This window comes from Dehalococcoidia bacterium, assembly GCA_035528575.1.
In the GTDB taxonomy this organism is placed as follows: Bacteria; Chloroflexota; Dehalococcoidia; order E44-bin15; family E44-bin15; genus DATKYK01.
In genome coordinates this window covers 1-26,275 of the sequence record DATKYK010000005.1, presented here as the reverse complement: position 1 = coordinate 26,275, position 26,275 = coordinate 1, and the positions used below count along the sequence as shown (strand labels likewise).

Sequence of the window (26,275 nt, the reverse complement as noted above, 5' to 3'; positions counted from 1 at the left end):
TTTATTCCTCCTATTGGAACGCGCGACATGCCCTTGAAAGGTATGGTCGAATCGTGGTATGATAAAGAGCTATATGAGTGGAGAAATCGATAGTAAAATACTGAATAAACTTGATGAATGGGAGAAGGATTCACCACCTGGCCCCATAGAACTCTATATCCGGTTGATGCGTATTCAGACCGAAGCCAAATCGCAGATAACGGTCCAAAAGTCACAACTGTCTCCTGATATTATCGCTGAGCGGACGAGCCTACATGCTCCATTACTGACCTTCGACGACCTGGATCTGGACTGGTCCAAAGTGGAAAACCTATTCAGGGAAGCGCTCTTGGTAATCAGCGAGCACTTTGATTCGGTGGATCCACAGAGCGAAATTCCCTTGGAAGATACTGCCAGGGCATGGTATGAAGGGAAGCCATTGCCGAAGCTGGGAATAGATAAGGATACGTTGTATGTAGCCCTTCATACTGCTCTGAAGCCCTTTTTAACTGCACACGCGAGTGTGTTATTACAGGAAGTTAACCAGAAGGGGTGGCGGCGAGGACATTGTCCTATATGTGGTGGTAGGCCGAACTTTGCCTTCCTCTCTAAAGAGCAGGAAGGGGCCAGGTGGTTAATCTGCGCTCGCTGTGATGCCGAATGGCTGTTCCAGCGGTTGAAGTGTCCCTTCTGCGGTATCGAGGAGCAGAAGAGCTTGGCTTACTTTACCGATGATAAGGGAAAATATCGGGTCTATACTTGTGAACGATGTAAGAGCTATCTTAAGGCCATTGATCTGCGCCAGGCAGCATCCGAGGTACTGCTGCCTTTGGAATGGGTAGCTACACTGGATTTAGATAGACAGGCGTGCGAGTTGGGATATAGCGCTGGGGATTTAACCCTGGCATGAAATAGCAAGAGGGGCCGCAAAAGGCTCTGGAGGAGGGGAGTATGCCACTGCATGGATGGGAGTTCCTTATCGTAGTGGTGGTCGTGTTAATCGTCTTTGGGGTGGGGAAGCTGCCACAGACGTTGGGCTCTCTTGGCAAGGGCGTCCGTAGCTTCCGTAAGGCGTCGGCAGGCGAGGATGTGGACACGGAATCTATGGAGTCTAAGTCCAAGAAGGAAGAGCCCACCAAAGATACCGCCAGCGAAGAGAAAAGTTAGCCTCTGGTATAACCTCATAGCCTCTTCTCCTCAAGAGTTGAGAGGAAATGACGTCCCTTCTCTGCAGGGATTGGCTAAGCGGGTGGTAATGGATGGTTGATGGCTTCTTAGGTATAGGTTTCTGGGAGATACTTCTAGTATTTGTTGTCATCATAGCGATATTGGGTCCGAGAAGGCTGCCTGAGATCGCTGGCAGACTGGGAACGTTGCTTCGCCGGCTGAAGATGGCTTCCCATGATCTGACATCGGCGCTGACCAAGGAAGTGGAGGGCACCCCTTTAAAAAAGGATGACAATCCCCTGGATTCCCTGAAAAAGGCGGCCATTGATCTTAAATCATCGCTGACTAAAGAAGTAGATGATGCCCCTACTAAGGAAGATGAGACTCCACAGGGCGAGGCGGAGGAACCGAAGACACAGGCATAGCACGGTTGCTGGCCAATGAGACGCCGCACGGCCGATGGAAGAAGAGAAAAAACTCACAGTTTTAAGCCATCTGGATGAAGTGCGGGGGCGCCTGTTCAAGTCCTTAATAGCTGTCGTCATATGCATCGTTATTTGTTTCCCCTTAGCACGGTATATCTACCCCATCTTAATGACTCCCCTCCCCGGCATTGAGCTTTATTACACCGAGGTAACCGGGTTAATAGGGAGTTACATGAAAGTCAGCCTCTATGGCGGCCTCGTCCTCGCAGGGCCTTTTCTGCTCTACCAGCTCATAATGTTCATTAAGCCAGCGCTTACTCGAAGAGAGAAAGGGTATTTTTATACGCTGTTGCCCGGAGTGCTTATTCTTTTCTTCGTGGGGGTCATGTTTAGCTACTTCGTACTCCTGCCACCGGCGCTAAATTTTCTATACTACTCGTTTCCAAGTTATGTCGGTGGTGAGATACAGCCGTTGTGGACAGTGGATAATTACGTTTCCATAGTCACCAGACTCATCTTCTGGATCGGCGTGGTGTTCGAAATACCAATACTAATGTTCTTCTTAAGCAAGATCGGTGTGATTAGCCCAGGGTGGATCCGCAGGAAGTGGAGGTATGCTGTTGTCATTGCTTTTATCCTCGGTGGTATTATTACCCCCACCTTCGACCCGCTCAATCAGACCCTTGTTGCTGGCCCCATCATCCTCCTCTATGGGCTTGGCTACTTGCTAGCAAAGCTGGCCCGAGCAGGTAGTAAGAGGGCAGCGACTGAAACGACCTAGAGGATAGCGAGACTGAGGGCAGATTAGAGTGAGACTCTAACGTAACCGAACCTTCCCAGTTAATATCCATCGCTATCAACCGTATAATACATATGCCTCATCAGAAAGAAAGGCTATACTCTCGTTCGGGCAGATAAATGACACCCTGGACAATCTCCGTGGCACCCTGGCCCCTTCTATTTCTGTCATACTGAGGGAGCAAAGCTACCGAGAAACCTATCCAATCAGGCGGAGGTCTAGATTCCTCGCCTCGCTCAGCATTATCGGTGGATGAGTCATAATTTATCTAATGTACTGGAGGAGCACAGGCCATTGACCCAATCCTTGAGGTCAGTTATCATTAGGCTACGCCCATCAAAGGAGCATCACTGGTGCCTCATACTGACCTAGTTTTACTTCACCCACCCAGCGTCTATGACTTTCGCCAGAAGACGATCCTCTTTGGTCCAACAAGTGACCTCATCCCCTCCTCCCCTATTTTCGAGCTCTATCCTATAGGCTTTACCAGCATTGCGGAGTATCTGGAGCGTGCCGGTTACCGGGTGCGCATCGTCAACCTGGCGGTTCGCATGCTCCTAAGCCCCAAATTCGATGCGGAGAAGTTGGTAAAGAGCCTGAACGCAACCGTGTTCGGCATCGACCTCCACTGGCTGCTCCATGCCCATGGCGCCATCGAGATAAGCCGGATGGTGAAAAGGCACCACCCGGAGGCCAAACTGATACTCGGTGGGCTCTCTGCCTCCTACTATCACCGGGAGCTTCTCGATTACCCCGAGATCGATTATGTGCTCCGCGGCGACTCCACCGAGGAGCCATTTCGCCAGTTAATGGAGTGCATCATAGGTAACAGAGAACCGACCGCAGTGCCCAATCTTTCCTGGCGGGATAATGGCGGGGAGGTGCACCACAACCCCCTGTCACATGTACCCGATGATCTCAGTGATGTATTTGTTAACCACTACGACCATACTGTGCGCTCGGTAGTCCGCTACCGTGACCTGTCCAGTTACCTCCCCTACCGGCGCTGGCTACGCTATCCCATTACCGCAGTGCTTACCTGTCGGGGCTGCACCCACAACTGTCTTATCTGTGGCGGCTCTGCTGCTGCCTTCCGCCAGTGCTACAACCGGGAGCGTCCCGCCTTCCGCACCCCGGAGGCGGTGGTCCATGATGTAAAGCGCATCGGGCGCTTGAGCAACGGCCCCATATTCATCCTGGGGGACATCCTCCAGGCGGGTGAGGACTATGCCTACCAACTTCTCGAACTTCTAAGTCGCGAGCGGGCGAAAAACCAGCTTATCCTGGAGCTCTTCGGCCCCGCTCCGCCGGAGCTGCTAAAAAAGATGGGAGAAGCCTGCCCCGGCTTCTGCCTGGAGATCTCCCCGGAGTCCCATGACCCCGAAATAAGAAAGGCCTGTGGGCGGGACTATTCCACCGATGCCCTGGAGGCTACCGTTGAGTCTGCCCTGGCGGCGGGATGCAGCCGAATGGACATCTTCTTCATGTTTGGCTTGCCCAGGCAGACCCCGCAATCGGTAATGGATACCGTGGACTACTGTGGCCATTTAATGGATAAATTCCGAGATAAGCGAGTCTTCACGTTCACGGCACCACTAGCTCCCTTCCTCGACCCGGGGAGCCTCGCCTTCGAGAACCCGGAGCGCTATGGCTATCGCCTGCTGATGCGGAGCCTGGAGGAGCATCGCCAGGCGCTGGAAGCGCCTAGCTGGAAGTATCACCTGAATTACGAAACGGAGTGGATGAGCCGCGAGCAGCTCGTTACCAGTGCCTACAGGGCGGAGCTTGAACTTAACAGCCTCAAGGCAAGGTATGGCATTATCTCAAAGGGGATGGCTGAAGCGACAGCGCAGCGTCTCTACACTGCTCGTGAGATGCTGGATCGCATTGACGAGATAGTTGATTCTGGTCGAGAAGAGCAGTTAGCACAGATCAAGGGCACGGTGGACCTGGTAAATATGTCGCGGGCTGGCGGTAAGCGGGAGCTTGAACTGCCCACCACACCCATCAAAATAAGGTTGCCGAGCACCGTCTGGTCTCTGATAAGGGGATGGTAGCCCTTATTGATCTCATTACAAGCAGGGGGTTAGGATAGGGAACGGCTTTTTACCAGTTTCGGAGTGAATAATGACCAAGCTAAAGCACCTGTTCCAGCCGGTAACGATAGGCAGCCTGGAGTTGAAGAACCGGATAGTGATGACCTGTGCCAATGCCAGCGGCGGCGGCGGAGAGCACGTGCTGAGGTACTACGCCGAGCGTGCCGAGGGCGGCACCGGGCTACTCATCGTCGGCGGCATGTACACCTACGACACGGGGACGGGGAATACGTTCTACGGCGGGCGCAGGGACGTGACCGAAGAGGAGGCGCGGGCCATCCGCGAGTTCGCTCTCTACGGCGAGGAGCTCCTCCCCGGGCTGCGCGAGTTCACTAAAACGATGCACGAGGCCGGGGCTAGGGTCGCAGCGCAACTGCTGATGACCTACGAGTGGAAGCGGGACTGGAAGACGAACAAGGAGGGGCCAACCGAGCTAGTCAGTGCCTCCGACGGGTATGTGCCCGCCCGCCTCGGTGAGGCTAGGGGCATAAGCGCTGAGGAGATACACCAGATAGTGGAGGAGTACGGCGACGCCGCCCGCATAGCCAGAGAGGCCGGTTTCGACGCTATCGAGATACACGCCGGCATCGGCTACTTCCTCAACCAGTTCCTCTCGCCGCACTCCAACAAACGCACCGACGAGTACGGCGGGCCGGTGGAGAACCGCATGCGCATGCTGCTGGAGATAGTGGAGATCTGCCAGCAGAAGGCGGGCAGGGACTACCCCATCATCGCCCGCATCTCTGCCGAGGACTTCGTGGAGGGCGGCAATACGCTGGAGGATACCAAGCCGATAGCCATAGCACTGGAGAGGGCCAGCATCGTGGCTATCGATGTAGAGACAGGATGGCACGAGTCCCCGGTGCCCATGATCCAGCAGTGGGTGAAGCCTGGGGCCTTTGTTTACCTGGCAGAGGAGATCAAGAAGGTGGTAAGTATACCGGTGATGACCGCCTACCGTATATGGGACCCGGTTATGGCGGATAGGATCATCGCCGAGGGGAGGGCTGACCTCATCGGCATGGCGCGAGCCCTCATAGCTGATCCTGAGCTGCCAAATAAGGCTAGGGAGGGGAGGTTTGAGGATATCAATTACTGCATAGCCTGCTGCCGTTGCCTGGATACCGCTATTGGGGGTGAATGCCCATCATGCGCCGTCAACGCCAGGGTAGGGAGGGAGGCGGTCTATAAAATTGAACCTGCCTCCGATAGCAAGGAAGTGCTAGTAATCGGTGGCGGGCCAGCAGGCATGGAGGCAGCCAGGGTGGCGGCGCTGCGGGGCCACAGAGTGACGCTTTGCGACCGGGGTCGAAGACTCGGTGGGTCGCTGTTGCTGGCCAGCATCATGAATCCGGAGCTACCAAAGTTCCTCAAATACCAGACGCGCCAGGTGCTAAAGCTCCCTGTAGAGATAAGGCTAAATGGGGAGGTGGATGCATCCTTTTTAGAGAGGATGAAACCGGGTGAGGTCATCGTAGCAACGGGAGGCCAATCCCCCCCCTTCGAAATACCGGGTATCCATCGGGATAATGTACTCCTCGGTCACGACATGCTCGAGGCTACGATACGTCCTCCACGGAAAGGTGGCACTCGGCGACGGCTCCTTTGGCGCCTGGGTTCCCTGGCGCTAAGATATCTGTATCAGCCAGCGCTTATCAGATGGGGACTGAGGTTCGGCTTCCCCTTTAGAGAGAGGGTAGCCATCATTGGTGGAGGGTTTGCTGGCTGTGAACTGGCGGACGTGCTGGCGGAGAGGGGAAAGAAGGTAACCATTTTAGAGCAATCTCACCGTATAGGTTACGATATAGGGATTACCACCAGATGGGTGGTTAGGATGAGACTGTGGAACTTCGGCGTTAGAATGGAGAGGGATGTCAGGGTGGTGGAGATAACTGAAAGGGGTGTAAGAGCTATAGTGGCTGATTCCGAGACGTTCTTTGAAGCGGATACGGTGGCGCTGACTATGCCCCTGGCAGCAGACGATAAACTTGCACGGGAGCTGGAAGAGGCAGGATGGCATGTTCATAGCATCGGTGATTGTGCTGAACCGGGCAGAATCATGGAGGCTATGGCGGCTGGATTCCGCGCTGGCTTCGAGATCTAAGCACGAGACTGCTAGATTAATTAGCAAGAGGGGAGGATATAATGACCGAGCTAAAGAGTCTATTTCAGCCGATTAAAGTAGCGGGACTGGAACTGAAAAACCGTATAGTGTTCCTGGCAGCCGATACCGGCTACGGTGATGATGATATGGTTACCGACCGTCAGAAGGATTACTACGCGGCGAGGGCCCGGGGTGGAACGGGGCTCTTAACTACGGGTCTGATTTTACCCTCCAGTATGGGTAGGCCCATTCCCGGCCGGATGGGGATTTACCACGATAGGTTCATCCCCGGGCTTCGCCAGCTTGTAGATGTGGTGCATGACGGGGGGGCCAAGATTGCTATCCAGATAAGCCTCCAGTATTTTTGGGCCAAGGGAGAGGGCGCTCCACTGGAAGAGGTCGCACCTTCGGAGGTCTCCACCCGCCGTGGCTCTCAACCGAGGGCACTCAGTGTAGAGGAGATTCACCAGATCATCGGGGAGTACAGCGAGGGGGTGCGCCGGGCACGGGAGGCAGGCTTCGATGCAGTGGAGCTTCACTGCGGCATCGGATATATGATAAGCCGCTTTATATCCTCTTGCACCAACAAACGCACCGACCAATATGGAGGATCTCTGGAGAACAGGATGAGGTTTCCCCTCGAAATCATCGAATCATCTAAGAGAAAGGCAGGCAGCGATTACCCCCTGATATGTAGAATCTCCGCAGATGAGTTTATGGAAGGGGGGCATAAACTGGAGGATACTAAAAGGCTTATTCCTATACTGGAGGGGGCGGGGGTTCATTGTCTAAATGTAGGTGCGGGGTGGCATGAATGCCGCACGCCTCTGGTTCATATGTCAGTACCGCGGGGAGGCTTCGTCTATCTCGCCGAGGAAGTTAAAAAGGTGGCGAAGGTCCCGGTAGTCGCTGCCTACCGGATCAATGACCCTATCCTGGCAGATAGTATAATCGCCGAGGGGAGCGCCGATCTCGTTGGCATGGGTCGCGCGCTCATCGCGGACCCGGAGCTTCCCAATAAGGCCAGGGAGGGGAGGCTTGATGAGATCAGACCATGTATTGCCTGCGGGCACTGTTTGGACGTGGTCATGTTGGGCGCACCGCTCGCATGCGCGGTGAACCCCCAGGTCGGCAAGGAGGCGGAGCGCGCCACCGCTCCAGCGAAAAAGCCGAAGAAGGTGTTTGTCATTGGAGGTGGGCCTGCGGGAATGGAGGCTGCAGCGGGGGCGGCAGGACGTGGACACGAGGTCACCCTCTTTGAAAAGATGGACCGGCTGGGAGGAAACCTTCTCTTTGCTGCGGCCCCTTCGTATAAATGGGAGATCAATAGTCTTACCAACTATCTGGAAACGCGGCTAAAAAGAAGCGGTGCCCAGATCAGGCTTAACCAGGAAATGAGCGAGAAGGCCATTGCCGAGGGCAAGCCGGAGGTGGTCATTGTCGCTACAGGGGCCACGGCGCTCATACCCGATATACCCGGTGTGAACCAGGGAAATGTGGTTACCGCTCTGGAGGTCCTTGGAGGTGAGAGGGAGGTTGGGGCGCAGGTGGTTATTGTTGGTGGCGGGATGATTGGCTGTGAAGCTGCCGAATATCTTGCCGATAGGGGCAAAAAGGTAACCATTATAGAGATGCTCGAGCGAATAGGGGCCGATATAGGGATGACCACCAGGTGGGTTATTATGCAGCGGCTGAGAAACGCTGGAATCAACATGGAGACCAGGGCGAAGGTGGAGGAGATCACCGATCAAGGGGTGGTGGCTGGACGGGGCGATTCCCGGGAATTTTTCTCTGCGGATAGCGTGGTGCTTGCAGTTGGACTTTTACCCCAAGACGAGCTTGCCTCGAGGCTGAAAGGGATGGTCACTGAGTGCTACACTATAGGGGACTGCAACCAGGCTCAGAGAATTATCCAGGCAATCGATGACGGATACCGTATCTCCAGAGAGATATAAAGACCTTAAAGGGATGCGGGGCGCCTTATTGGCAGAGCGACATACACATTAGGTAATTAGCTACCACCGAAAAGTTCAAAATATGCTCATCGATCTGCATACTCATACCCTACCCCTATCTGATGACAGCGAGCTGACACCAGATGAGCTGGTCGCGCACGCAAAGAGCGCCGGGCTGGATGCCATATGCCTCACCGAGCATGACGCTTTCTGGAACGATGATGACATCGCTGCATTGTGCCGTAGACACCGTTTCCTCGTCCTGCCCGGAGTGGAGATAAACACTGAGGAGGAGCACCTGCTTGTATTCGGGCTCAACAAATGGATACTCGGCATGACCCGTGCCGCCTTTGTCAGAGAGCTGGTGGATGAGGCGGGTGGTGTGGTGATCGTGGCACACCCCTTCCGCCGCAAGATACTGAGAGGTGAATACACAGAAGATGAACGATACTATAGAGAGCTAAACCGCGCCGTTGAAAACCCCCTTTACCGGATGGTGGATGCAGTAGAGGTATTCAACGCCCGCGGTTTGGAGAGGGAGAATGCCTTCTCCAGAGATCTAGCCGATCGGCTAGATCTAAGGGGCGTAGCCGGTAGCGATTCCCATGAGGTCAAAGAGATCGGTCGCGCCGCAACCTTTTTCGAGAGGGAAGTTAGCAACCTTCAAGAGCTAATAGCCGAGCTCAAAGCGGGGAGATTCAGGGTGGCAGATACCGCAGAAATCAGGGAGAATCTCAACCGCCAGCTGGCTGAGCGCTAAGCCCAAAAACGGGCAGGCCGGCGGCGAGATCAGGCGCATAACTCGGTGATGAGGATGTCCAGGGCCAGCTCGCCCCTCCATAATCCCCTCTTAATGGATAGGTCTGTCTCCAGGAGCTTGCGGTAGATCTGCTCCAGACGCCCCATTGAGTAGCGCTGGCCCTGTTCTAGTGCCTTTTTCAGGACGTAGTCCGATTTGAGCTCCAACCGTGCCTTGATCTCTGCAGTGGAAATACCCTGCTGGCTAAGCTCCTTCGCCTGAACCAATAGGCGAAGCTGCCTGGTGATCATGACCAGAAGGTAGGGCGCGGTGTCCCCTTCCCGAAGCAACTGGTGTAACAGCAGCGCCGCTCTTGCTGCCTTCGCCTCGATAAGGGCATCAACCATTGCGAAAACGCTGGCCTCCCGAGAGTAGCTTACCACCTCATTCACATCATCCTCATCGATGCGTCGCCCTGCGGTATAAAGGAGCAATTTTTCAAGCTCGCTGGCCAGCACCCACAGGTTCTCACCTACCAGTGAGGCAAGCATCCTCACCGCATCAGGGGAGATACTGCCCTCCCCTTCTTTGACTCGTCTCCTGATCCACCCCTCAAGTGCTGCCCCCCTGAGCAATGGATACTCCTTCACCGTGGCTAATGGTGATAGCCCCTTGAGCAGCGTGTTATCCTTTTTTATCGGCCCATCCGCCAGGATGAGAACTGTGCTGGGCGGCATGTCGCCAACCCTTTTCTTAAGTTCACCCCACTCCTTTGTCAGCCCTTTTTTGGGTCCTGCCCTATTACCCTCAAAGTGCGTTAGCAATCCCTCAATAACAACCAGACGGTGTGGGCCCATAAAGGGCAGTGCTGTACAGGCGTCCATAAGCTGACCCAAGCTCACCTGTTTCCCCTCAAAAACCGTGATATTGGATGACAGGGACTCCCGATCGCCCAGTCCGTCCTTAATTCGCTCCAGTTCCTCCCGAAGCGAGAAATCGTCGGGACCGAAAAGTATATAGAGCATTTTCACCCCCTATTTTAGCGCATCCCCCGACACCAGGCTAGACTCTCGGCATGGCGAAAAGAGGAGTCCAGAGGGGTCTCCCCGAGGCCGAAGCGTCGGCCGACCTGTCGGCCTATATCGGGGCAGAAATACATCTGGGTAAGTTATCAAGAATATGCTATGATAGCCGTGGTTAGAACCTAAGCCAGACAGCTTTAAAAACGAAATAAACGACCCGAAGTTACGCCAACGATCGTAGAAGAGCAAAAAGGCGACTGGGATCCGAACCAACAACTGCAAGGGCCGAAGAAATGGAGATCGGGATTATCGGGCTGCCCAAGAGCGGCAAGACCACCCTTTTCAATGCCCTCACCGCGGGAAATGCGGATATTGGTATCTATACCGCGGCAGGACCGAATGTTAGGGTGGCCAAGGTGCCCGACCCGCGGCTTGAGGCGCTAAACGAGATGTTTCAGCCCAAGCGGAAAATACCTGCCGAGGTAAAATATATCGATGTCGCTGCACCCACCAAACGGGAACTGGGCAGCGAGCTCCTCGCCCATCTAAGCCAGGCGGATGGCCTACTCCATGTGGTGCGTGCCTTCGAGGATGAGAAGGTACCCCATAGCGAAAGCAGCATCGACCCGGAGAGAGACGTAAAGATGGTGGAACTGGAGCTTACTCTCTCCGACCTCTCTATCCTGGAGAAGAGATTGCAGAAAATAGAGGCTTCCCTAAAGGGGGCGAAGCCCCACGAGCGCGATTCTTTTTCCAGGGAGCAAGCACTGCTTGGAAGGCTCAAGAGTGCTCTGGATGGCGAAGTGCCCATCCGGAAGCAGGAGCTGAGTGAAGAGGAGAAAAAAACAATATCCGGCTATCAGTTCCTGAGCGCCAAACCGCTGCTTGTGGTGTTTAACATCGGGGAGGAAAGGCTGCCCCAGGCAGGCTCCTTGGAGGACGAGTGGCGTAAAAAATACCATCGCCCGCATCTGGAGGTTGCCGCCCTCTGCGGCAAGCTGGAGATGGAGCTAACGCAGCTTGATGAAGCCGATGCCCGGGAGTTCCGCTCCGATATGGGTATCTCGGAGACGGCGCTAAATCGGATGATCGGGCTCTCCTACCAGCTTTTGGGGTTGCTCTCCTTCTTTACCGTGCTATCCGACGAGGTTAAAGCATGGACCATCAGCCGAGATACCACTGCTGTGCAGGCGGCGGGCAAGATTCATTCGGACATGGAGCGGGGCTTCATCAGGGCTGAGGTAATTGGCTATGAGGACCTGGTGAAGTGCGGCAGCATCGCCGAGGGTAGGAAGAAGGGGCTGCTCCACACCGAAGGGAAGACCTACATCGTCAAAGACGGGGATGTCATCACCTTCCTGTTCAATATCTGAGCGATCACCTTCACTACCACCTTAGCTACAAAAAGAGTACCAGTCACTTTGTGACAGGCGTATACAGATTCATTGTTGCACAATATGACGAAATGTGTCCTTTAAAATTCACTTCTATGATTTAAGAGGAACCGCTGTCTGTCAGGTATTGTACATTTTGGGTAAGCTGTCCTGAGCTATGCTTATCAGGCCGCATACCATTATCTGTGTAGTTGCATTTGACAAACCTTGGGAAGGCCGATAAAGTACGTTTATTAGAGGTTTTGATGCTAGCTCTATTGGGTGCATTTGGACAGGAGATAGCAGAACTGCGGCGGCGGATGGTCATCCAGGAAGTCGTTGCCGAGCCGCATTGTAAGCTGTACCGTGGCAAATTCGAAAACAGGGACACCCTGCTGGTAAAAACCGGCATGGGTAAGGAACGAGCCGAGAGCGCAACGAAGTTCATTCTGGAGCGCTATCCTGTTGCTGCAATAATCTCTCTAGGCTTTGCAGGGGCACTGGCCCCAGAGCTAAGGATTGGCGATGTTGTCATATGCTCAACGCTGTATTGTGACTCCAGAGCAGAAGTATACGCTTCTGATGCCCATCTGCTTTCTCTGGCATCGCAAGGGCCAGAGGGCATTGCGACTAGGTCTTGTCTTGGCAGCAGTGTTACAACGTTGCACCTGGAAGCCAGTTCCCAAAAGATGCATAAGTTGAGGGAAACCTTCCATGCGCATATTGTAGATAACGAAAGCTACTGGATCGCCAGAATTGCCTCAGCCAGCAAGATTCCTTTCATAGTTATCCACTCCATTTCTGATGATATGCAGCATAGTGTGCAGCCATTCGACCAGATTCTGACTGCGGATGGCGAATTGCTCTGGAAAAAGGCAGTCCGTTGTTTCCTTTCGCATCCCTGGTATCTCATGAACGTGTTTACCCTCTTCAGAAACACGCGGCTGGCTAAGAGAAACACCGCCACTTTTATCAGTCACCTGGTGACTAAAATTTGAAACAAACGGAGATACCTCGGATAAGCTTTCCTTCACCGGGATACTTCTTCCTCGACGGGACGGGGATGCCGGCAACCGTTAGCCAGACCTCATTGGCACACTGAGCGAGCATTTGGTTTGCCAGACCCAGGATGTCCCGAATTAGAGGTGATAACGAAATAGGAAGCGGAAGTCTCCGTGAAGCCGATTAGCTTCACCGGAGGATGCTGGAATCGAGGTAATTTGTTGGTGGATCGGCTCATGTCAACTGATACCTCGGGTAATCAATTCTACGAGGAGGAAAGTCCATGATAGGTAATAAAGAGAGATATGCAGTCGTGACAGGAGCTTCCAGTGGAATCGGTTACGAGCTGGCCAAGCTTCTAGCTAAGGATGGTAAAAACATCGTTGTACTAGCAAGGAGGCAGGACAAACTTGAGGCATTGAAGATGGAGATCGAGAGCAAATATGGAACGATGGTGAGGGTCTTGCCCAAGGACTTATCTGACCCCAAAGCACCACCAGAGATATTCTCTGAACTTGAGAAGGAACATATCAATGTGGATGTGCTTGTCAACAATGCAGGTTTTGGTGTTTACGGCAAATTCTCCGAAACAGAATTGCAGAAAGAGCTTGAAATGGTTCAGGTTAACCTTGTTTCATTGATACATTTGACTAAATTGTTTCTCAAAGGGATGATGAGGAACAAGTCAGGTTATATATTGAATGTAGCTTCTCTATGTGCCTTTACGCCAGTTCCGCTGGAATCTGTTTACTGTGGCACTAAAGCTGGCATCCTGCATTTCTCGGAAGCCCTGGCAAACGAACTGAAAGGAACCGGTGTCAGCGTTACCAGTCTTTGCATTGGTCTGGCAGAGACTGGATTCCACAAGAGGGCAAAAATGGAAGACACCAAGGTGGCAAAGCGAAAGATGATGGATGCAGCTACAGTCGCTCAGGACGCTCTTAATGCTCTAAAGAAGGGGAAGGTTATCACCGTCCCTGGTTTGCAGTATAAAGTGTGGCCATTGTTTGCCAGGGTTCTTCCCAGGAATCTGCTTACAAGGATCATGAGGACGCAACACGAGCGTGCATGAGAGGGTTCTTAGAACGACATGGCCTTGTTTTCGACTATAGCCGGTGCTCTGTGTCGTCCCTGACCCCAGGCGAGGAGAAGGCATGGACCATCCACCGAGATACCACTGCTGTGCAGGCAGCGGGGAAGATTCATTCGGACATGGAGCGGGGCTTCATCAGGGCCGAAGTAATTGGCTATGAGGACCTGGTGAGGTGCGGCAGCATCGCCGAGGGTAGGAAGAAGGGGCTGCTCCACACCGAAGGGAAGAGCTACATCGTCGAAGACGTGGATGTCATCACCTTCCTGTTCAATATCTGAGCGATCACCTTCGCTACTTGTTCGGGTAAGCCATTACAGGCTTGCTCCCTAATGCACCACACATTCTAGAGAATTGTAAAATCTCATTCCGAAGAATTACTTCCCCTGTTGGGCCAGCACCTGATCCAACAAAATGGCTAATTGTTGGCTCATGATGAAAGTTGCCAGAGCAGAACGGGTAAACGCAGAGAATCACGAGTACCTAGATACCAGCATTCATTAGGCAGCTTTCTAAAAGTAGACGCTCTTCTCCCGGGATACTCCGAGACCGCATTCCTAGTGATCCCGCAGATACGTATCTAAAAGTGCACGATTCCAATATAAGCAGTAAAATAGTCTGAAGAATATTTGGAAAAGCTAGAACCAAGTCAAAGCATGAATTGGAATGGGAGCAGGCGAAACGAAGAATATAGGACGAATGGCTTTGCCTGGTCGGTCATATCTGCGTTTCAGTTACTTGAGTCAGGTCAGTCACAGCGTAGAATACACGCTATGATTTCTAGCTCTATTCAGATTTGGAACTATATAGTTGCAGTTGACAGTCAACTACATATCAGGTAATATAATGGTAGCTTCGTAAAGTCAAGAAGGAGAACTAATATGACATTTGGCGAACGATTGAGAGCGCTGAGAAAAGAGAAAAGGATGACTCAAAAAGAGTTGGCACAAATGGCTGGTATTGATTTCACATATCTGAGCAAAATAGAGACTGGCGTCATGGATCCGCCGAGGGCTAAGAATATTTTAGCTTTAGCAAAAGCACTAAATGTGGACGACGTAATTCGTGATGAACTATTCGGCCTAGCGAAAAAGATACCCTCTGAACTCCTGGACAAAGTCAACCCGGAAATGATAATGATGCTTCGATCTTTCCCGGGGGAGGTAGATAAGCCTGAAGATTGGCATAAAACCATCAAAGACGAAACATAGTGAGATTCTGTTGAGTATAAGTCGGTTCTATCGCACTGAAACGATCCAGAGACGTGCAAATGAGCTTTTAACCAAATACCAAACGCAGGATCAGGCTTTGACGCCACCTATTCCTGTAGAGCGCTTGGCAGAGGATGTTTTGGATTTCCAACTCCTTTGGAGTGATATAGCAGAGAAGGAGAATGAAACTATTCTGGCCGGATTGATCCCACGTAAACGAATGGTGGTATTCAATGAAAAGAGATTAACGGTCTTTGATGGGACACCTGGTCTCTATCGAACCGTTCTGGGTCATGAGATTGGCCATTGGGAGTTGCATGCGGACAAGGCACTGGTCAATCAGCTAGACATGCCGGGTATGGAAGAACAACCTCAGTTCTTATTCCGCAGTGAAAAGCAGAGCTGGGATGAGAGGAACGCCCATTCATTCATGAGCCATTTATTGGTGCCTCAGGAACTGTTAGATCCCCTTATACAGGGAGTTAAGACATTTGATTGGCCTTTTCTCTATCGGCTTCGAGATGTTTTCAACGTTACGATCAGTGTTATTAAGATCAGATTGGAAAGGATGGGGCTTCTATACGTCGACGAAGATGGGAAAATCCACCGGTCTCGTAGGGAATATGAAGGGCAGATGCGTATGATATAACTTTTTTACCCTCAAAGTTGCACTTGACATTCAATATCTAATATGCTACATTTTGGAGTATGGAGGTTGATATGGATAAGGGGAAATGTACTCCCGGCGTTTACCTCATCATTGGGAAAAGAGGAGTTCGTGTTGGGCAATCAGGTTGCATGGAAACGAGGATGCAAGCAGTTAAACGGGAGTTCGAGGGTTGCATAGGTAAACCCAAACACGTGCTACAAATTCCAGTCATTGGTCGAAAGGAGCGACTAGCTTTAGAGCATGATTTGATAAAAGCTTTAGACCCGAAATGTAATATCGCAGGGAGAAAGCGCGGCTATAAAAACCGATAATCAAGAAATGAATCGCACAGTCGATAATTCTATAAAGCTTAGAAGCCAATACTACGCGTGAGAAGTATGCAGAAGGCATACGTTAAGCTAACTGTGTGAGGTGTATTCGATGCAAATAAGTGGAAGGAACTATATGTCGTCACAACCATCGTTGGTGCTCTCCTTTCTCCCCGTGGAATTCGAGGGGAGCAGCAGTTTGTCTGTTGGGAATCTTACTTTTGAAAGTGCGGAACATTTACGCAGCCTGAGAGAGAATTACCAGCATACTCACATCTTTCATCGCTCTGGATCCAACATATTGTGTATTCCGCTTACTGACAGTGCTGAGCAGATAGGGAAGTCTACCATAATCTCCATAGAGGACCATAGAATTGCCGAGAGACTTATTCGCGAAGCTCTATTTAGTCACTTCCGAACCCAAATGTACGAGATTGTTCGCTTCAAACCCTTTACTCTTGTCGACAAGTCCCGGAATTTATTGTCTGAATGCTTGTCACAGGAACAGTTGCAACAAACTCGGGGCTTGGCCATCTATCCGAAATATGAGATTCATTCGCGGACAGTGTTCCCTCGCAGTCAAGAACCGCTTCCAGGGATAGCGATAGATGTGTACACAGCCTACCAAATAGAGCTTACGGCAAGTGAGCTGATATCTATGGGTCTCGACGGGTCTCGACGTCAAGGGGAGATATGTGGTTAGCACAGACAGGTTTAGGGGAAAGCTGCTCGGTCGAGTTGACAGCATATCAGGAGACAAGGCTATACTATCTGATCATGCAGGAAACCCCGAAATAGAGCTACATGCTTGTCGTCTGGAGGCGAGCAAGGAGAACTTTTCCTATTGTCTGCAATGTTCATTAGGTGATACCTATAAATCCATACAGACTAAGCTTGATGACCGTTTGTTTACCTTGCTGGGCGGCCAAGGTATGCTAGCCACTTTTGGAAACATACAAAAGCATCTCCAAGACTCCGGTCCATTTCAATGCGCAGTAAATCTAAGATTCAAGGTTGGGGATTTTCTTACGCCAACCTCCAATGGCACAATATCCTATCGCTGGTTACGTAGGCCAGACTTTGTCTTTGACCCCACCGGTACTAAGACCTATTCGTGGCATGACCCCGGACTAAATCAATTTGGCCCCTTTGACGCTGAATTTTTCACATCAAAGGAGCCTAAGGTAGTCGTCATCACCCCAGGAGATTTCCAAGGACAAGCAGAGAAGTTCGCCAAACAGTTGCGCGATGGGATTGCAAACAGTAAAGGCTTCGAGAAAGGGTTTGTACGCAAATATCACTTGAATGACTGCAAGATAGTTGTCCACCCTTTTGAACGCACGACAAACATATCCAGGTCATATCGCGAGGCTTGCCTTAACGCTCTTCAGAACGATTACGACCTTGCTCTTGTCGTCATAGAAGAGAGTTTTCATAAGCTTGATGGTGATGCTAATCCCTATTTGGTGTCGAAGGCGGTCTTTATGAACCATGGGGTGCCGGTGCAAGAAATAGAAATAGAAACAATGAGGAGTTCAACCTACCAACTACAATACATCTTAAATAACGTAGCTCTCGCTTGCTATTGCAAGCTCGGTGGAATTCCCTATGCCATCACAGCGTCACCAGTAGTAGCTCAGGAACTCGTCATTGGTCTCGGAAGTGCGATCATACGCAAGCAGAGACTTCAGGGTAGCGAGAGAGTAGTAGGCATCACTACTATTTTCAATGCAGATGGAACCTACCTGCTATCAAATGCGTCGAGAGAAGTAGCCTACGACGACTATATTGAAGAACTTCTTTCTAGTTTGCGCTCTTGCATAGAAGACATTAAACGCAGGAATGCCTGGCAGGATGGGGATCAGGTTCGTTTGGTCTTCCATGTTTTCAAACCAATGAAGAATCTGGAAGCCATTGCCATAAAGCGTTTCGTAGAGGAGATAGCAGGCCAGTATCAGGTTGAGTTCGCGTTTCTGACTTTCAGCCGGAATCACCCGCTCACAGTTCTTGATCGCAACCAAGCGGGAGTAGATGAACGGGTCCGTAAGAAAGGTGAACTAGTCCCAGAGCGGGGCTATGGTATCAATATCTCAGGAAACGAGATACTGTTAACGTTGACAGGTCCTAGACAGCTCAAGACAGCAACACAAGGCTGCCCGAAACCTATGGCACTCAGGTTACATAAAGAGTCAACTTTCCGTGATATTGACTATCTGGCACATCAGGCCTACAAATTCTCGTTTTTGTCGTGGAGAAGTTTCTTTCCAAACACATCTCCAGTTACCATATCATATTCTCAGCTCATTGCGCGCATGTTAGGAGAGTTGAGAGGCGTATCCAATTGGAATCCAGAAATCCTCCGTACTCGTTTAAGGACAAGTAGGTGGTTCCTATGAATGAAATAAGAACTCTTTTCTCCGAACAATTGTTGGCACTCGAAGCCAGAGTTAGATTGAGTAACAAGTTGGGAGATTTGGATGGCCTTTTTGCGTATTTCGTCTTAGGTGGAGCTTGCATCGGTGAATGGGAATGGCAGGTCAACTGTGCCGATGAGTCATGGATTCAGGATCACGAGTCAGGATTAGCTCGCGGAAATTATGGTTTTTTAGCCGCTTTAGGATATTCGCTTGCGGTCTCTGATCCAAAGGAGCACGAGTCTCATTTCGCCACCTTCATAGATGGAATGCATCATCTCCAGAAGCGAGAACTCTTTCCAATAGATGGAGTTTCGTTTCCGAACATTCCCCGGATTTTCCTCGGCCTGGCAGTAGGTGTTAAGGCAATCTCTGAAATATCTAAGCGTGAAGCTATGAGCAAATGGCTTTTAGAAGTTCTTGAACAGACAATGGCTCACCGGGCAATCACATCTCCGTGGGGGCTCATATATGGATACATCAAAAGCCTACTTGCAAATGAGCCTCAACGAATGGACCCTAAGCATCTGGCCGATGCTACCGAGATGGCTTTGTTTGAATTGGGCTTAAGCAAGCATAAGTTTGAGGCAAGAGACTCACAGAAAGACCTGTCAGAATTCAGAAAACGCCTCGTTAATGAGGTATTGAAGACAGATGCTCGACAACTGGACTCTGCTCAAGCCGCAGTCCTATGGAATGCCCTTAATCTGTGCCTGACGGCCTCCGTCCATGAACTGATGATATCGCCTTCACATGTCTCTGTAATGCTTGGTCGTTTTCAGGACGCCATGAAGAGATGGCGTTGGGATTCAGAGAAATTAAAACAGCCGATCCGCTGGCCTATACAAGATGAACGAGAGATTCAAGACATCGTATGGATTATGCTAAGGCCTGTATTCCCCGATTTGGTTGATGAAGATACACTTCCCAAGTTTGGTCACAGCTCGTACAAAGCTGATTTTGGCATTCCAGCCTTAGGCCTGCTTATCGAGGTCAAAATGGCGGGAAAGGCTGGAGATTTTAAGAAAATCGAACAGGAGATCATGCAGGACGCTATAGGTTACTTAATACATGCGACGAGGTATAGTAAGCTTTTGGTTTTCATTTACGATGAGTCAGCAAGTGTTCAGGAGCATGGCACAACAATCCAAGCTTTGAAGGTGATCCCAGAGATCGAAGACGTGATCATCGTGTCCAAGCCGTCACACTTGCCATAAAGTAATACACTTACCCTCAAGGACTATGATGACTTGCATCTCAGATATGTAGATATCGGCCGCAGAGTGGGACCAGTGTTTATCTAAGATTTGGCTACGTTCGCCTGGGGCTTAGCTCTTTGTAACATCGGGACTACCTGCCAGATTCCGCACATTCACAACTTGACGATTTGTTCACCCGGTCACAATGTAGCGTTTTGTGTAATGCACCCCTTTCCACAGGTTCCCACTGACGAGGTGACCTTGACCGTCAGCTACGCCAGCTGCTAGAATTATTCCCGGATACTATCTAGCCGATTAGTGGTAGCAATTTGAAGATTGACCTGCACACCCATTGCCGCGAGGCGACAGCCTGCCCAACTCCCACTTTGGAGATCGTGGAACGGATTATGGCTGCGGTGAAGAGGAAAGGGCTGGACGGGATCGCTGTTACCGAGCACTACACCAACTACTATGGCCATAAGGTAAAAGAGATTGTCGATACCCAGTTGGACGGCAAGGTAGTGGTCGTCCCTGGCCAGGAACTTGCCAGGATGCTGGTGGGCCGTGAGCCGGGGGTGATCCATGTGGTTGAGCTATACTTACCTGACGATCTGATTTTCAGGTTTATCGCTCATCCTGGCCATCCTTATGTAAAGGACCTTAGCCAGTTTATAAACGAGGGCATACATGGCATCGAGTTGAAGAACCCACTGCACGATGGCGATGGCCTGACAGAGGAGCAGATAAAGGAGTTGGCCAAGAAGCATAACCTGATCCTGCTGACTAATAGCGACGCCCATCGACTGGAGGACATCGGTACCTACCACAATGAGATCGAGATTGAGGAGTTGTGTGCCCTGGCTAGAAAAGGCTAACTGAATTATCGAAAAATTATACTCTGGAAGACACGCAGAGGGGGCCATTTAGGTCCCCTCTGCAGCATTATCAGATTCTCACAAGTCATACTTATCCACTAGAGCACTTTGGCAGTGACTTCGGCAACGTCATACTATTAAATGACTCGGGGAGCCGCTCTGTTCACTCTTGCACATTCTAGCGAACTGTGCAATAAGAAAACATTTCTTTGGAGTGGTTTATAGTATATACTATCTCTAAAATTGGTTTGGACGGTGACCCATGACTTCCTTTATAAGCAACCTAGATAGGCTTAATTGTAAAGAACGTTACTATCTAATTGGGATGGCTCTGGGTAATCCAAAGTTCAAACTGAATTCGGCATTCCGACAGAAGTTGAGTAAGAAGTATGGTTTAGCTTTCCATATAATACTGCACTGCTTTAACGATTAATTTCGTTAGGTACAGTGCCTGCATTATGGATAATTTATCCTGCTGAGGATTAAGATAATGAAAATAAACAATATAGAAATATCTTGGAGGTGTGTATCGTGGTTGTGCTAGAAGAGGGTAGAGGGAGGCTGTTCACGGATCCAGATCCGGACAAGGCAAGGGACTTTTTCCGCAAGAAGTCGCGTAAGATGACAAACAAATTGATGAGCCTCAAAAAGGCCTTAGAGGAATTTGTTCATGATGGAGATTATCTGGCCATAGGTGGATTTGGAGCCAACAGGACTCCTATCGCGGCATGCCATGAGATAGTTCGCCAGGGCAGAAAGAACATGGGTTTTGCCGGTCACACATCTACGCATGATTTCCAGATCCTAGCCGCCGGAGAAGTATTCAATAGGGTGGACATTGCCTATGTCGTAGGGCTTGAAGCCAGGGGACTATCTCCATGTTCCAGGAAATACATGCAGAGCGGAAAGGTCGAGGTTTGCGAGTGGACCAATTACAGCCTTTCCGCCAGGCTCAAGGCTGCGGCGATGGGCGTGCCATATATACCAACGCGGAATGTGATGGGCACCGACACCTTCAAGTACAGCGGGGGCAAGATCGTCGAGTGCCCGTTTACCGGTAAGCGATTAATGCTACAGCCTGCCTTGTACCCGGATGTATCGGTTATCCACGTGCATGAGGCTGACATATACGGGAATGCGAGAATTCGGGGGATCCTGATTTCAGATGATGATCTTGCCAGGGCCTCCAAGCGCGTGATTATCATTACCGAGCGACTGATCCCCAATGAGGAGATTCGGAGTGATCCCACCAGCACGGTAATCCCATTCTACGTCGTTGATGCGGTGTGTGAGGTCATCTATGGAGCATATCCAGGTACTATGCCGTATGAGTACTTCTCTGACGAGGAGCATCTTCAGGAGTGGTTGCGTGTGCAGGATGATCCGGTGAAATTCCAGAAGTTTCTAAATCGCAATATATACGACTGCCCTGACCATAACGAGTATATTCAGAGAAATGGCGGGCTCAACAGGATCAGTGAGCTCAGGCAGAAGGAGTTATTACTTCACAAGGAGGTGGAAAGTGGCCGACTATAATATAATCGAGATCATGATCTGTGTGGCTGCAAGAGAACTTGAGGATGGCGCCACGGTGGGAGTTGGAACAGGAGCACCCTGTGCTGCCGCCATGCTTGCTCAGAGGACCCATTCGCCTAACCTTGTGATCATGTTTGAGGCTGGCGGCGTAGATCCGCAATTGCCAGAGATGCCCATCTCGGTCGGGGACACTAGGACATTCTACAAGGCTGTTATGGCATCTAGTATGTGCGATATCATGGAGACATGCTGCAGGGGTTTTGTGGACTATACCTTTTTGGGTGGTGCGCAGATCGACATGTACGGCAACCTGAACTCTACTATCATAGGCGCTGACCATAGCAGGCCAAAGGTTAGGTTCCCTGGGAGCGGAGGGGCCAATGACTTTGCGTCGTTTTGCTGGAGGACGCTAGTCATGATGGTTCAGGACGCTAGGCGCTTTGTGGAGAAGGTGGATTTCATTACCACACCAGGCTGGCTTGAAGGAGGGGACTCGAGGGCCAAATCAGGGCTTCCCTTGGACGCAGGGCCGTACAGGATAATTACCAATATGGGGATCATGGACTTTGAGCACGAAACCAAACGCATGCGGGTAATATCCATCAACCCTGGATATTCGTTCGAGGAAATTCAGCATAACTGTGGTTTTGATCTGCTCCAGGCACCTGATATCACGGAGACTAGGCCCCCCACTGAAGAAGAATTGCGGATACTTAGGAAAGAGGTCGACCCTTACAAGTATGTAATAGGCAGGTAGGCCTAGATTTAAAGCCGTATCCCCAGGAGTTCCGTTTCCGATATATGGGTATCTCGGAGACGGCGCTAAATCGGATGATCGGGCTCTCCTACCAGCTTTTGGGGTTGATCTCATTCTTTACCGTGGTCTCCGACGAGGTGAAGGCATGGACCATCCGCCGCGATACCACTGCTGTGCAGGCGGCGGGTAAGATTCATTCGGACATGGAGCGGGGCTTCATCAGGGCCGAGGTAATTGGCTATGAGGATCTGGTGAAATGCGGCAGCATCGCCGAGGGTAGGAAGAAGGGGCTGCTCCACACCGAAGGGAAGAGCTACCTTGTTAACGACGGCGATGTCATCACTTTCCTTTTCAATGTCTGAGCGATCACCTTCACTACTCGGTCGGGTAAGCCCTTACAGGCTTGCTCCCTAATGCACCACACATTCTGACGGAACGTTCAATTGGCTGGGCTATTAAATGAGGAATCCGGGTTCTTGGGTTTGAATCTTGTCAGGTAGCGATACCGGGCAGAAGCCAGAACTTCTCACGTCAACCTTCAGCTATCAAGACACTGCTCCAGGGGCTAGGATCGAGTCTTCTGTGCTGGGTCTCTGTGGAGATGAAAGTGCTCTATCAGGGCCTTTGATCGCTAGCCCATACAGGCTATACTGGCCGCAAGCGGGGGTTAGGCAGTGCGCTAATCTCTGAGTTTTACATAGATGAGGGAGGGGCCATCTTGGCTCTTCACTTCTTTTACTTCAAACGCGTCAGAATACGTCCGGATCAGAAGCGAAAGCTGCTTGCTTCCGTATGTCCGAGGGTCGAAGCCTGGGTCGAGCTGGCGCAGTCGACTGCCCATCGTTCCCAGGAATGCCCATCCGTCGTCCTGCACAGCCATTTCGAAGGCGCTCTTCAGCAGCGGCAGCAGTTCAGGTAGGACTGGCTCGTCAGCGCGCGCCTTCTTCGGAGGCTTGGTGGCTTTGGGTCTAGGAATGTCTACTTCAGCCAGCAGGTTTTCAGCGTAGATGAATATATCGCAGGCGTTGACGAACGCCCGAGGAGTACTTTTCTTCCCAATCCCCATCACAAAGATGCCCTTCTCCCGAATGCGGGTTGCCAATCGGGTGTAATCGCTGTCGCTCGACACCAAGCAGAAGCCATTCACCATACCGTCGTAGAGAATGTCCATAGCGTCAATAATCATCGCACTGTCAGTGGCGTTCTTGCCGGTGGTGTAACGAAACTGCTGGATCGGCTGGATAGCGTGGACATGAAGGGTCTCTTTCCAGCCTTTCATGTTATCAGTTGTCCAATCACCATAGATGCGCCGGATCGTGACCAAACCGTACTTGCCTGCTTCGGTCAGCATCTTCTCGATCAATGTCGGTTGTGCGTTGTCGCCATCGATTAGCATGGCGATTCGGCGACTTTCGACGGCTGAAGATAACTCTACCATCATGTCCTCCTCATTGCGGCCTAACCTTTTCGGCACCTGAATCGGGGCAGCTTGCTCCAATGTTCCACTTATCCATCTCCCTTGCCACCTTCGTTATATACTCGGTCGGCTCAGAGTCACTAATAAAGGCGACCAGGCTCGGGTGAGTCCAATATTTCCTTACCGCACACGTAGACCTCCGATACGGTAGTCAAATACTAACATCCGATGACGTATCATACAAGTTAGTACCCATGTTCCATATCGGGCACTATTGTGCTGCACAACACGCCCAATTCTTCAGCCAAGCAGCATCACACAATTCTGACTTTTGTTATCTTGCCGCCAACATCTCTAGCCTACTTGGGGATATTGGCTGAGCCTCTGGCTGATATTGCACGAGACTGTGAAAACTCATTACCATATAGGCTCGGCGTGCCTTTGCGAAGGCCAAGAAGAAACATGGTATAGGTCAGATACTGTGTACCTTGACCAGATTGGTGCTTCCCGGGAGATTCAGGGGAATTCCAGCAGTGATCACTACAAGGTCGCCTCTCCTGGCGACACCTGTGTCCAGCGCAACTTCCCTGGCTAGCTCGAAGACTTCCTCTAGGTTTGAAGGAACAGGCTTTTTGACAGGAAGAACCCCCCAAGCTAAGGAAAGGCGTCTCACGATGGTCTCAGAGGGGGTCACGGCCAGAATGGGTTGGCGTGGTCTGTATTTCGAAACCCGTAAAGCCGTGGTCCCGCCGGTGGTAAAGGCAATGATAGTTCTTGCCTCTACATGGTAGGCCATATGGCAGGCTGCTATGGCTGTAGCGTCGTTGACCTCGTGCAGAACATCCCGCCATTTTTCAAACAATATCTGCTCATAGGGAAGCGCTACCTCAGCCTCCAAGGTTATTCTCGCCATCATTTCGGTAGCTTCGACCGGGTAATCTCCAGTGGCCGTCTCTTCGGAAAGCATCAGAGCGTCGCTACCGTCGAGGATAGCATTGGCCACATCGGCTGCCTCTGCCCTGGTCGGAGTAGACGAGTGGACCATTGACTCAAGCATCTGAGTGGCCGTTATTACCGGCTTTCCGCAGCGATTTGCTTCCTTTATGAGTTGCTTCTGGGCCAACGGCACCTTCTCGATGCTTATCTCAAGCGCTAGGTCTCCCCTAGCCACCATTATCCCTTCCCCAACATCAAGCATGGCACCCCTCTCTTCTAGAGCTCGCGTGTCCTCTATCTTAACAATGATGGGTATGTCAGCGTTCATTTCTTTAAGCAGTTGCTTGACTTCTTTTACCTGCCGCGCCGAGGAAACGAAGGAGAGGGCGATGAAGTCAGCATGCTGAGAGAGGGCGAACTCCAGATCCTGGCCAAAGACAGCCTTAACATTCCCACTCCGCCGCTTCAGTCCAGGAAGGTCGAGAAGAATGCCTGTGGGGAGGTTGAGCTTTTGGCTAAGCAAGCGAACTTGGGAAATGAGCCGGCTGTGTTCTTCAAACGTCCCGTGGGCCATGTTAAACCTTGCGATGTCCATGCCGGCTTTTAACATCCTTTCAACGATTTCAGAAGAACTGCTAGCCGGACCCAAGGTACACACTATCCTGGCATGGCGCTTCGCTTTTCTATGATTCATAGCTCATGCTATTATAGCATACGTAGCATGCTGATTCACAGTTTACTGCCGTTGCTTTGAGGAAGCGAAGCTGTCACCTACTGAAAGAGCGAACGGATTGCAAGCCTAGGGTTGTGTACGGAATGAGCTTCAACTGAACCTTATTCAAGGGGAACTCTATATTATACAAATGGCCGTGAAGTCGTAGGAAGGGGATCGCAGGACGGAATAGGTCCTGGCACTTCATTTAACATTCCTCGGTTTTGTTAACAATAATTCATAATGTTAGCTTTTTACCAGTACTTAGAGTCCCACTCCAGAAGGCAGCAAACTGGCAGGCGGCTCGACCGCCGAAATAGTGGAGGCTTATCAACAAGGTAGTACGGTTGGGGAGATCTCGAAACGCTTGACAATGCTATTGTATATTGTATACTACCCTTAGAAACGAAAAGGGGGAGTATGATGTGTAAGACATGCGCAGCACATGCTAAAAAGGATAAGGGCAAGAAAGAACCTGAGAAGAAATCA

22 protein-coding genes and 2 pseudogenes are annotated in these 26,275 nt (G+C 51.1%); 21 read left to right on the top strand and 3 right to left on the bottom strand.

Going from position 1 to position 26,275, the window contains the following annotated elements; translation table 11 throughout:
• Window positions 1-58 precede the first annotated feature (58 nt).
• The 8 genes from VMX96_00470 (at window position 59) to VMX96_00435 (ending at window position 9,285) form a co-directional block, all read left to right on the top strand.
• Complete coding sequence (locus VMX96_00470; GenBank protein HUU62388.1) at window positions 59-889, top strand: formate dehydrogenase accessory protein FdhE; 831 nt, start codon at window positions 59-61, stop codon at window positions 887-889.
• A 41-nt stretch (window positions 890-930) separates the two neighbouring features.
• Window positions 931-1,146, top strand: coding sequence for a twin-arginine translocase TatA/TatE family subunit (locus tag VMX96_00465; GenBank protein HUU62387.1), 216 nt, complete (start codon window positions 931-933; stop codon window positions 1,144-1,146).
• A gap of 92 nt (window positions 1,147-1,238) precedes the next feature.
• The gene (locus VMX96_00460; GenBank protein HUU62386.1) at window positions 1,239-1,571 is read left to right on the top strand and encodes a twin-arginine translocase TatA/TatE family subunit; all 333 of its coding nucleotides are present in this window, start codon (window positions 1,239-1,241) and stop codon (window positions 1,569-1,571) included.
• A 34-nt stretch (window positions 1,572-1,605) separates the two neighbouring features.
• Window positions 1,606-2,352 (top strand): twin-arginine translocase subunit TatC, encoded by a 747-nt coding sequence (gene tatC, locus VMX96_00455; GenBank protein ID HUU62385.1) that lies wholly within the window; start codon window positions 1,606-1,608, stop codon window positions 2,350-2,352.
• 371 nt (window positions 2,353-2,723) lie between these two features.
• Window positions 2,724-4,427: a TIGR04190 family B12-binding domain/radical SAM domain protein gene (locus VMX96_00450; protein HUU62384.1), complete on the top strand. Its 1,704-nt coding sequence runs from the start codon at window positions 2,724-2,726 to the stop codon at window positions 4,425-4,427.
• A gap of 70 nt (window positions 4,428-4,497) precedes the next feature.
• Window positions 4,498-6,570 carry an FAD-dependent oxidoreductase gene (locus tag VMX96_00445; protein HUU62383.1) on the top strand — a complete coding sequence of 691 codons (2,073 nt, stop codon included), beginning with the start codon at window positions 4,498-4,500 and terminating at the stop codon, window positions 6,568-6,570.
• Between the two features lie 41 nt (window positions 6,571-6,611).
• Complete coding sequence (locus VMX96_00440; GenBank protein HUU62382.1) at window positions 6,612-8,525, top strand: FAD-dependent oxidoreductase; 1,914 nt, start codon at window positions 6,612-6,614, stop codon at window positions 8,523-8,525.
• Window positions 8,526-8,607: 82 nt separating this feature from the next.
• The gene (locus tag VMX96_00435) at window positions 8,608-9,285 is read left to right on the top strand and encodes a PHP domain-containing protein (protein HUU62381.1); all 678 of its coding nucleotides are present in this window, start codon (window positions 8,608-8,610) and stop codon (window positions 9,283-9,285) included.
• A gap of 29 nt (window positions 9,286-9,314) precedes the next feature.
• Here VMX96_00435 and holA read toward each other — a convergent pair whose 3' ends face one another.
• Entirely contained in the window at window positions 9,315-10,289 is a 975-nt protein-coding gene (gene holA, locus VMX96_00430; protein HUU62380.1) for a DNA polymerase III subunit delta, read from the bottom strand.
• A gap of 290 nt (window positions 10,290-10,579) precedes the next feature.
• On the opposite strand from holA, the gene ychF reads away from it, so the two are divergent.
• From ychF to VMX96_00365, 13 genes and pseudogenes are all read left to right on the top strand, one after another.
• Window positions 10,580-11,659, top strand: a complete 1,080-nt coding sequence (ychF, locus tag VMX96_00425) for a redox-regulated ATPase YchF (GenBank protein ID HUU62379.1) — start codon at window positions 10,580-10,582, stop codon at window positions 11,657-11,659.
• A gap of 266 nt (window positions 11,660-11,925) precedes the next feature.
• Window positions 11,926-12,657, top strand: a complete 732-nt coding sequence (locus VMX96_00420) for a hypothetical protein (protein HUU62378.1) — start codon at window positions 11,926-11,928, stop codon at window positions 12,655-12,657.
• 287 nt (window positions 12,658-12,944) lie between these two features.
• The gene (locus tag VMX96_00415; GenBank protein ID HUU62377.1) at window positions 12,945-13,733 is read left to right on the top strand and encodes an SDR family oxidoreductase; all 789 of its coding nucleotides are present in this window, start codon (window positions 12,945-12,947) and stop codon (window positions 13,731-13,733) included.
• 50 nt (window positions 13,734-13,783) lie between these two features.
• Window positions 13,784-14,032, top strand: a pseudogene (locus VMX96_00410) (DUF933 domain-containing protein).
• Between the two features lie 600 nt (window positions 14,033-14,632).
• The gene (locus VMX96_00405) at window positions 14,633-14,962 is read left to right on the top strand and encodes a helix-turn-helix transcriptional regulator (protein ID HUU62376.1); all 330 of its coding nucleotides are present in this window, start codon (window positions 14,633-14,635) and stop codon (window positions 14,960-14,962) included.
• 97 nt (window positions 14,963-15,059) lie between these two features.
• Window positions 15,060-15,611 carry an ImmA/IrrE family metallo-endopeptidase gene (locus VMX96_00400; GenBank protein ID HUU62375.1) on the top strand — a complete coding sequence of 184 codons (552 nt, stop codon included), beginning with the start codon at window positions 15,060-15,062 and terminating at the stop codon, window positions 15,609-15,611.
• Between the two features lie 71 nt (window positions 15,612-15,682).
• On the top strand, window positions 15,683-15,943 hold the full coding sequence (locus VMX96_00395) for a hypothetical protein (GenBank protein HUU62374.1): 261 nt from the start codon (window positions 15,683-15,685) through the stop codon (window positions 15,941-15,943).
• A 692-nt stretch (window positions 15,944-16,635) separates the two neighbouring features.
• Window positions 16,636-18,336 carry a Piwi domain-containing protein gene (locus tag VMX96_00390; GenBank protein ID HUU62373.1) on the top strand — a complete coding sequence of 567 codons (1,701 nt, stop codon included), beginning with the start codon at window positions 16,636-16,638 and terminating at the stop codon, window positions 18,334-18,336.
• Window positions 18,333-19,571, top strand: coding sequence for a hypothetical protein (locus tag VMX96_00385; GenBank protein HUU62372.1), 1,239 nt, complete (start codon window positions 18,333-18,335; stop codon window positions 19,569-19,571). The genes VMX96_00390 and VMX96_00385 overlap by 4 nt, the downstream gene beginning before the upstream one ends.
• Window positions 19,572-19,882: 311 nt before the next feature.
• Window positions 19,883-20,428 (top strand): PHP-associated domain-containing protein, encoded by a 546-nt coding sequence (locus tag VMX96_00380; protein ID HUU62371.1) that lies wholly within the window; start codon window positions 19,883-19,885, stop codon window positions 20,426-20,428.
• Window positions 20,429-20,959: 531 nt separating this feature from the next.
• Window positions 20,960-21,964, top strand: coding sequence for a CoA-transferase (locus tag VMX96_00375; GenBank protein ID HUU62370.1), 1,005 nt, complete (start codon window positions 20,960-20,962; stop codon window positions 21,962-21,964).
• A complete protein-coding gene (locus VMX96_00370) occupies window positions 21,951-22,721 on the top strand; it encodes a CoA-transferase (protein HUU62369.1) in 771 nt (256 codons plus the stop codon). Before VMX96_00375 ends, VMX96_00370 begins: the two co-directional genes overlap by 14 nt.
• A 44-nt stretch (window positions 22,722-22,765) precedes the next feature.
• A pseudogene (locus VMX96_00365) lies at window positions 22,766-23,083 on the top strand (DUF933 domain-containing protein).
• Between the two features lie 317 nt (window positions 23,084-23,400).
• On the opposite strand, the gene VMX96_00360 reads toward VMX96_00365, so the two are convergent.
• Entirely contained in the window at window positions 23,401-24,162 is a 762-nt protein-coding gene (locus VMX96_00360) for an NYN domain-containing protein (GenBank protein ID HUU62368.1), read from the bottom strand.
• Between the two features lie 448 nt (window positions 24,163-24,610).
• Window positions 24,611-25,768 carry a pyruvate kinase gene (pyk, locus tag VMX96_00355; GenBank protein ID HUU62367.1) on the bottom strand — a complete coding sequence of 386 codons (1,158 nt, stop codon included), beginning with the start codon at window positions 25,766-25,768 and terminating at the stop codon, window positions 24,611-24,613.
• Window positions 25,769-26,275 lie beyond the last annotated feature (507 nt).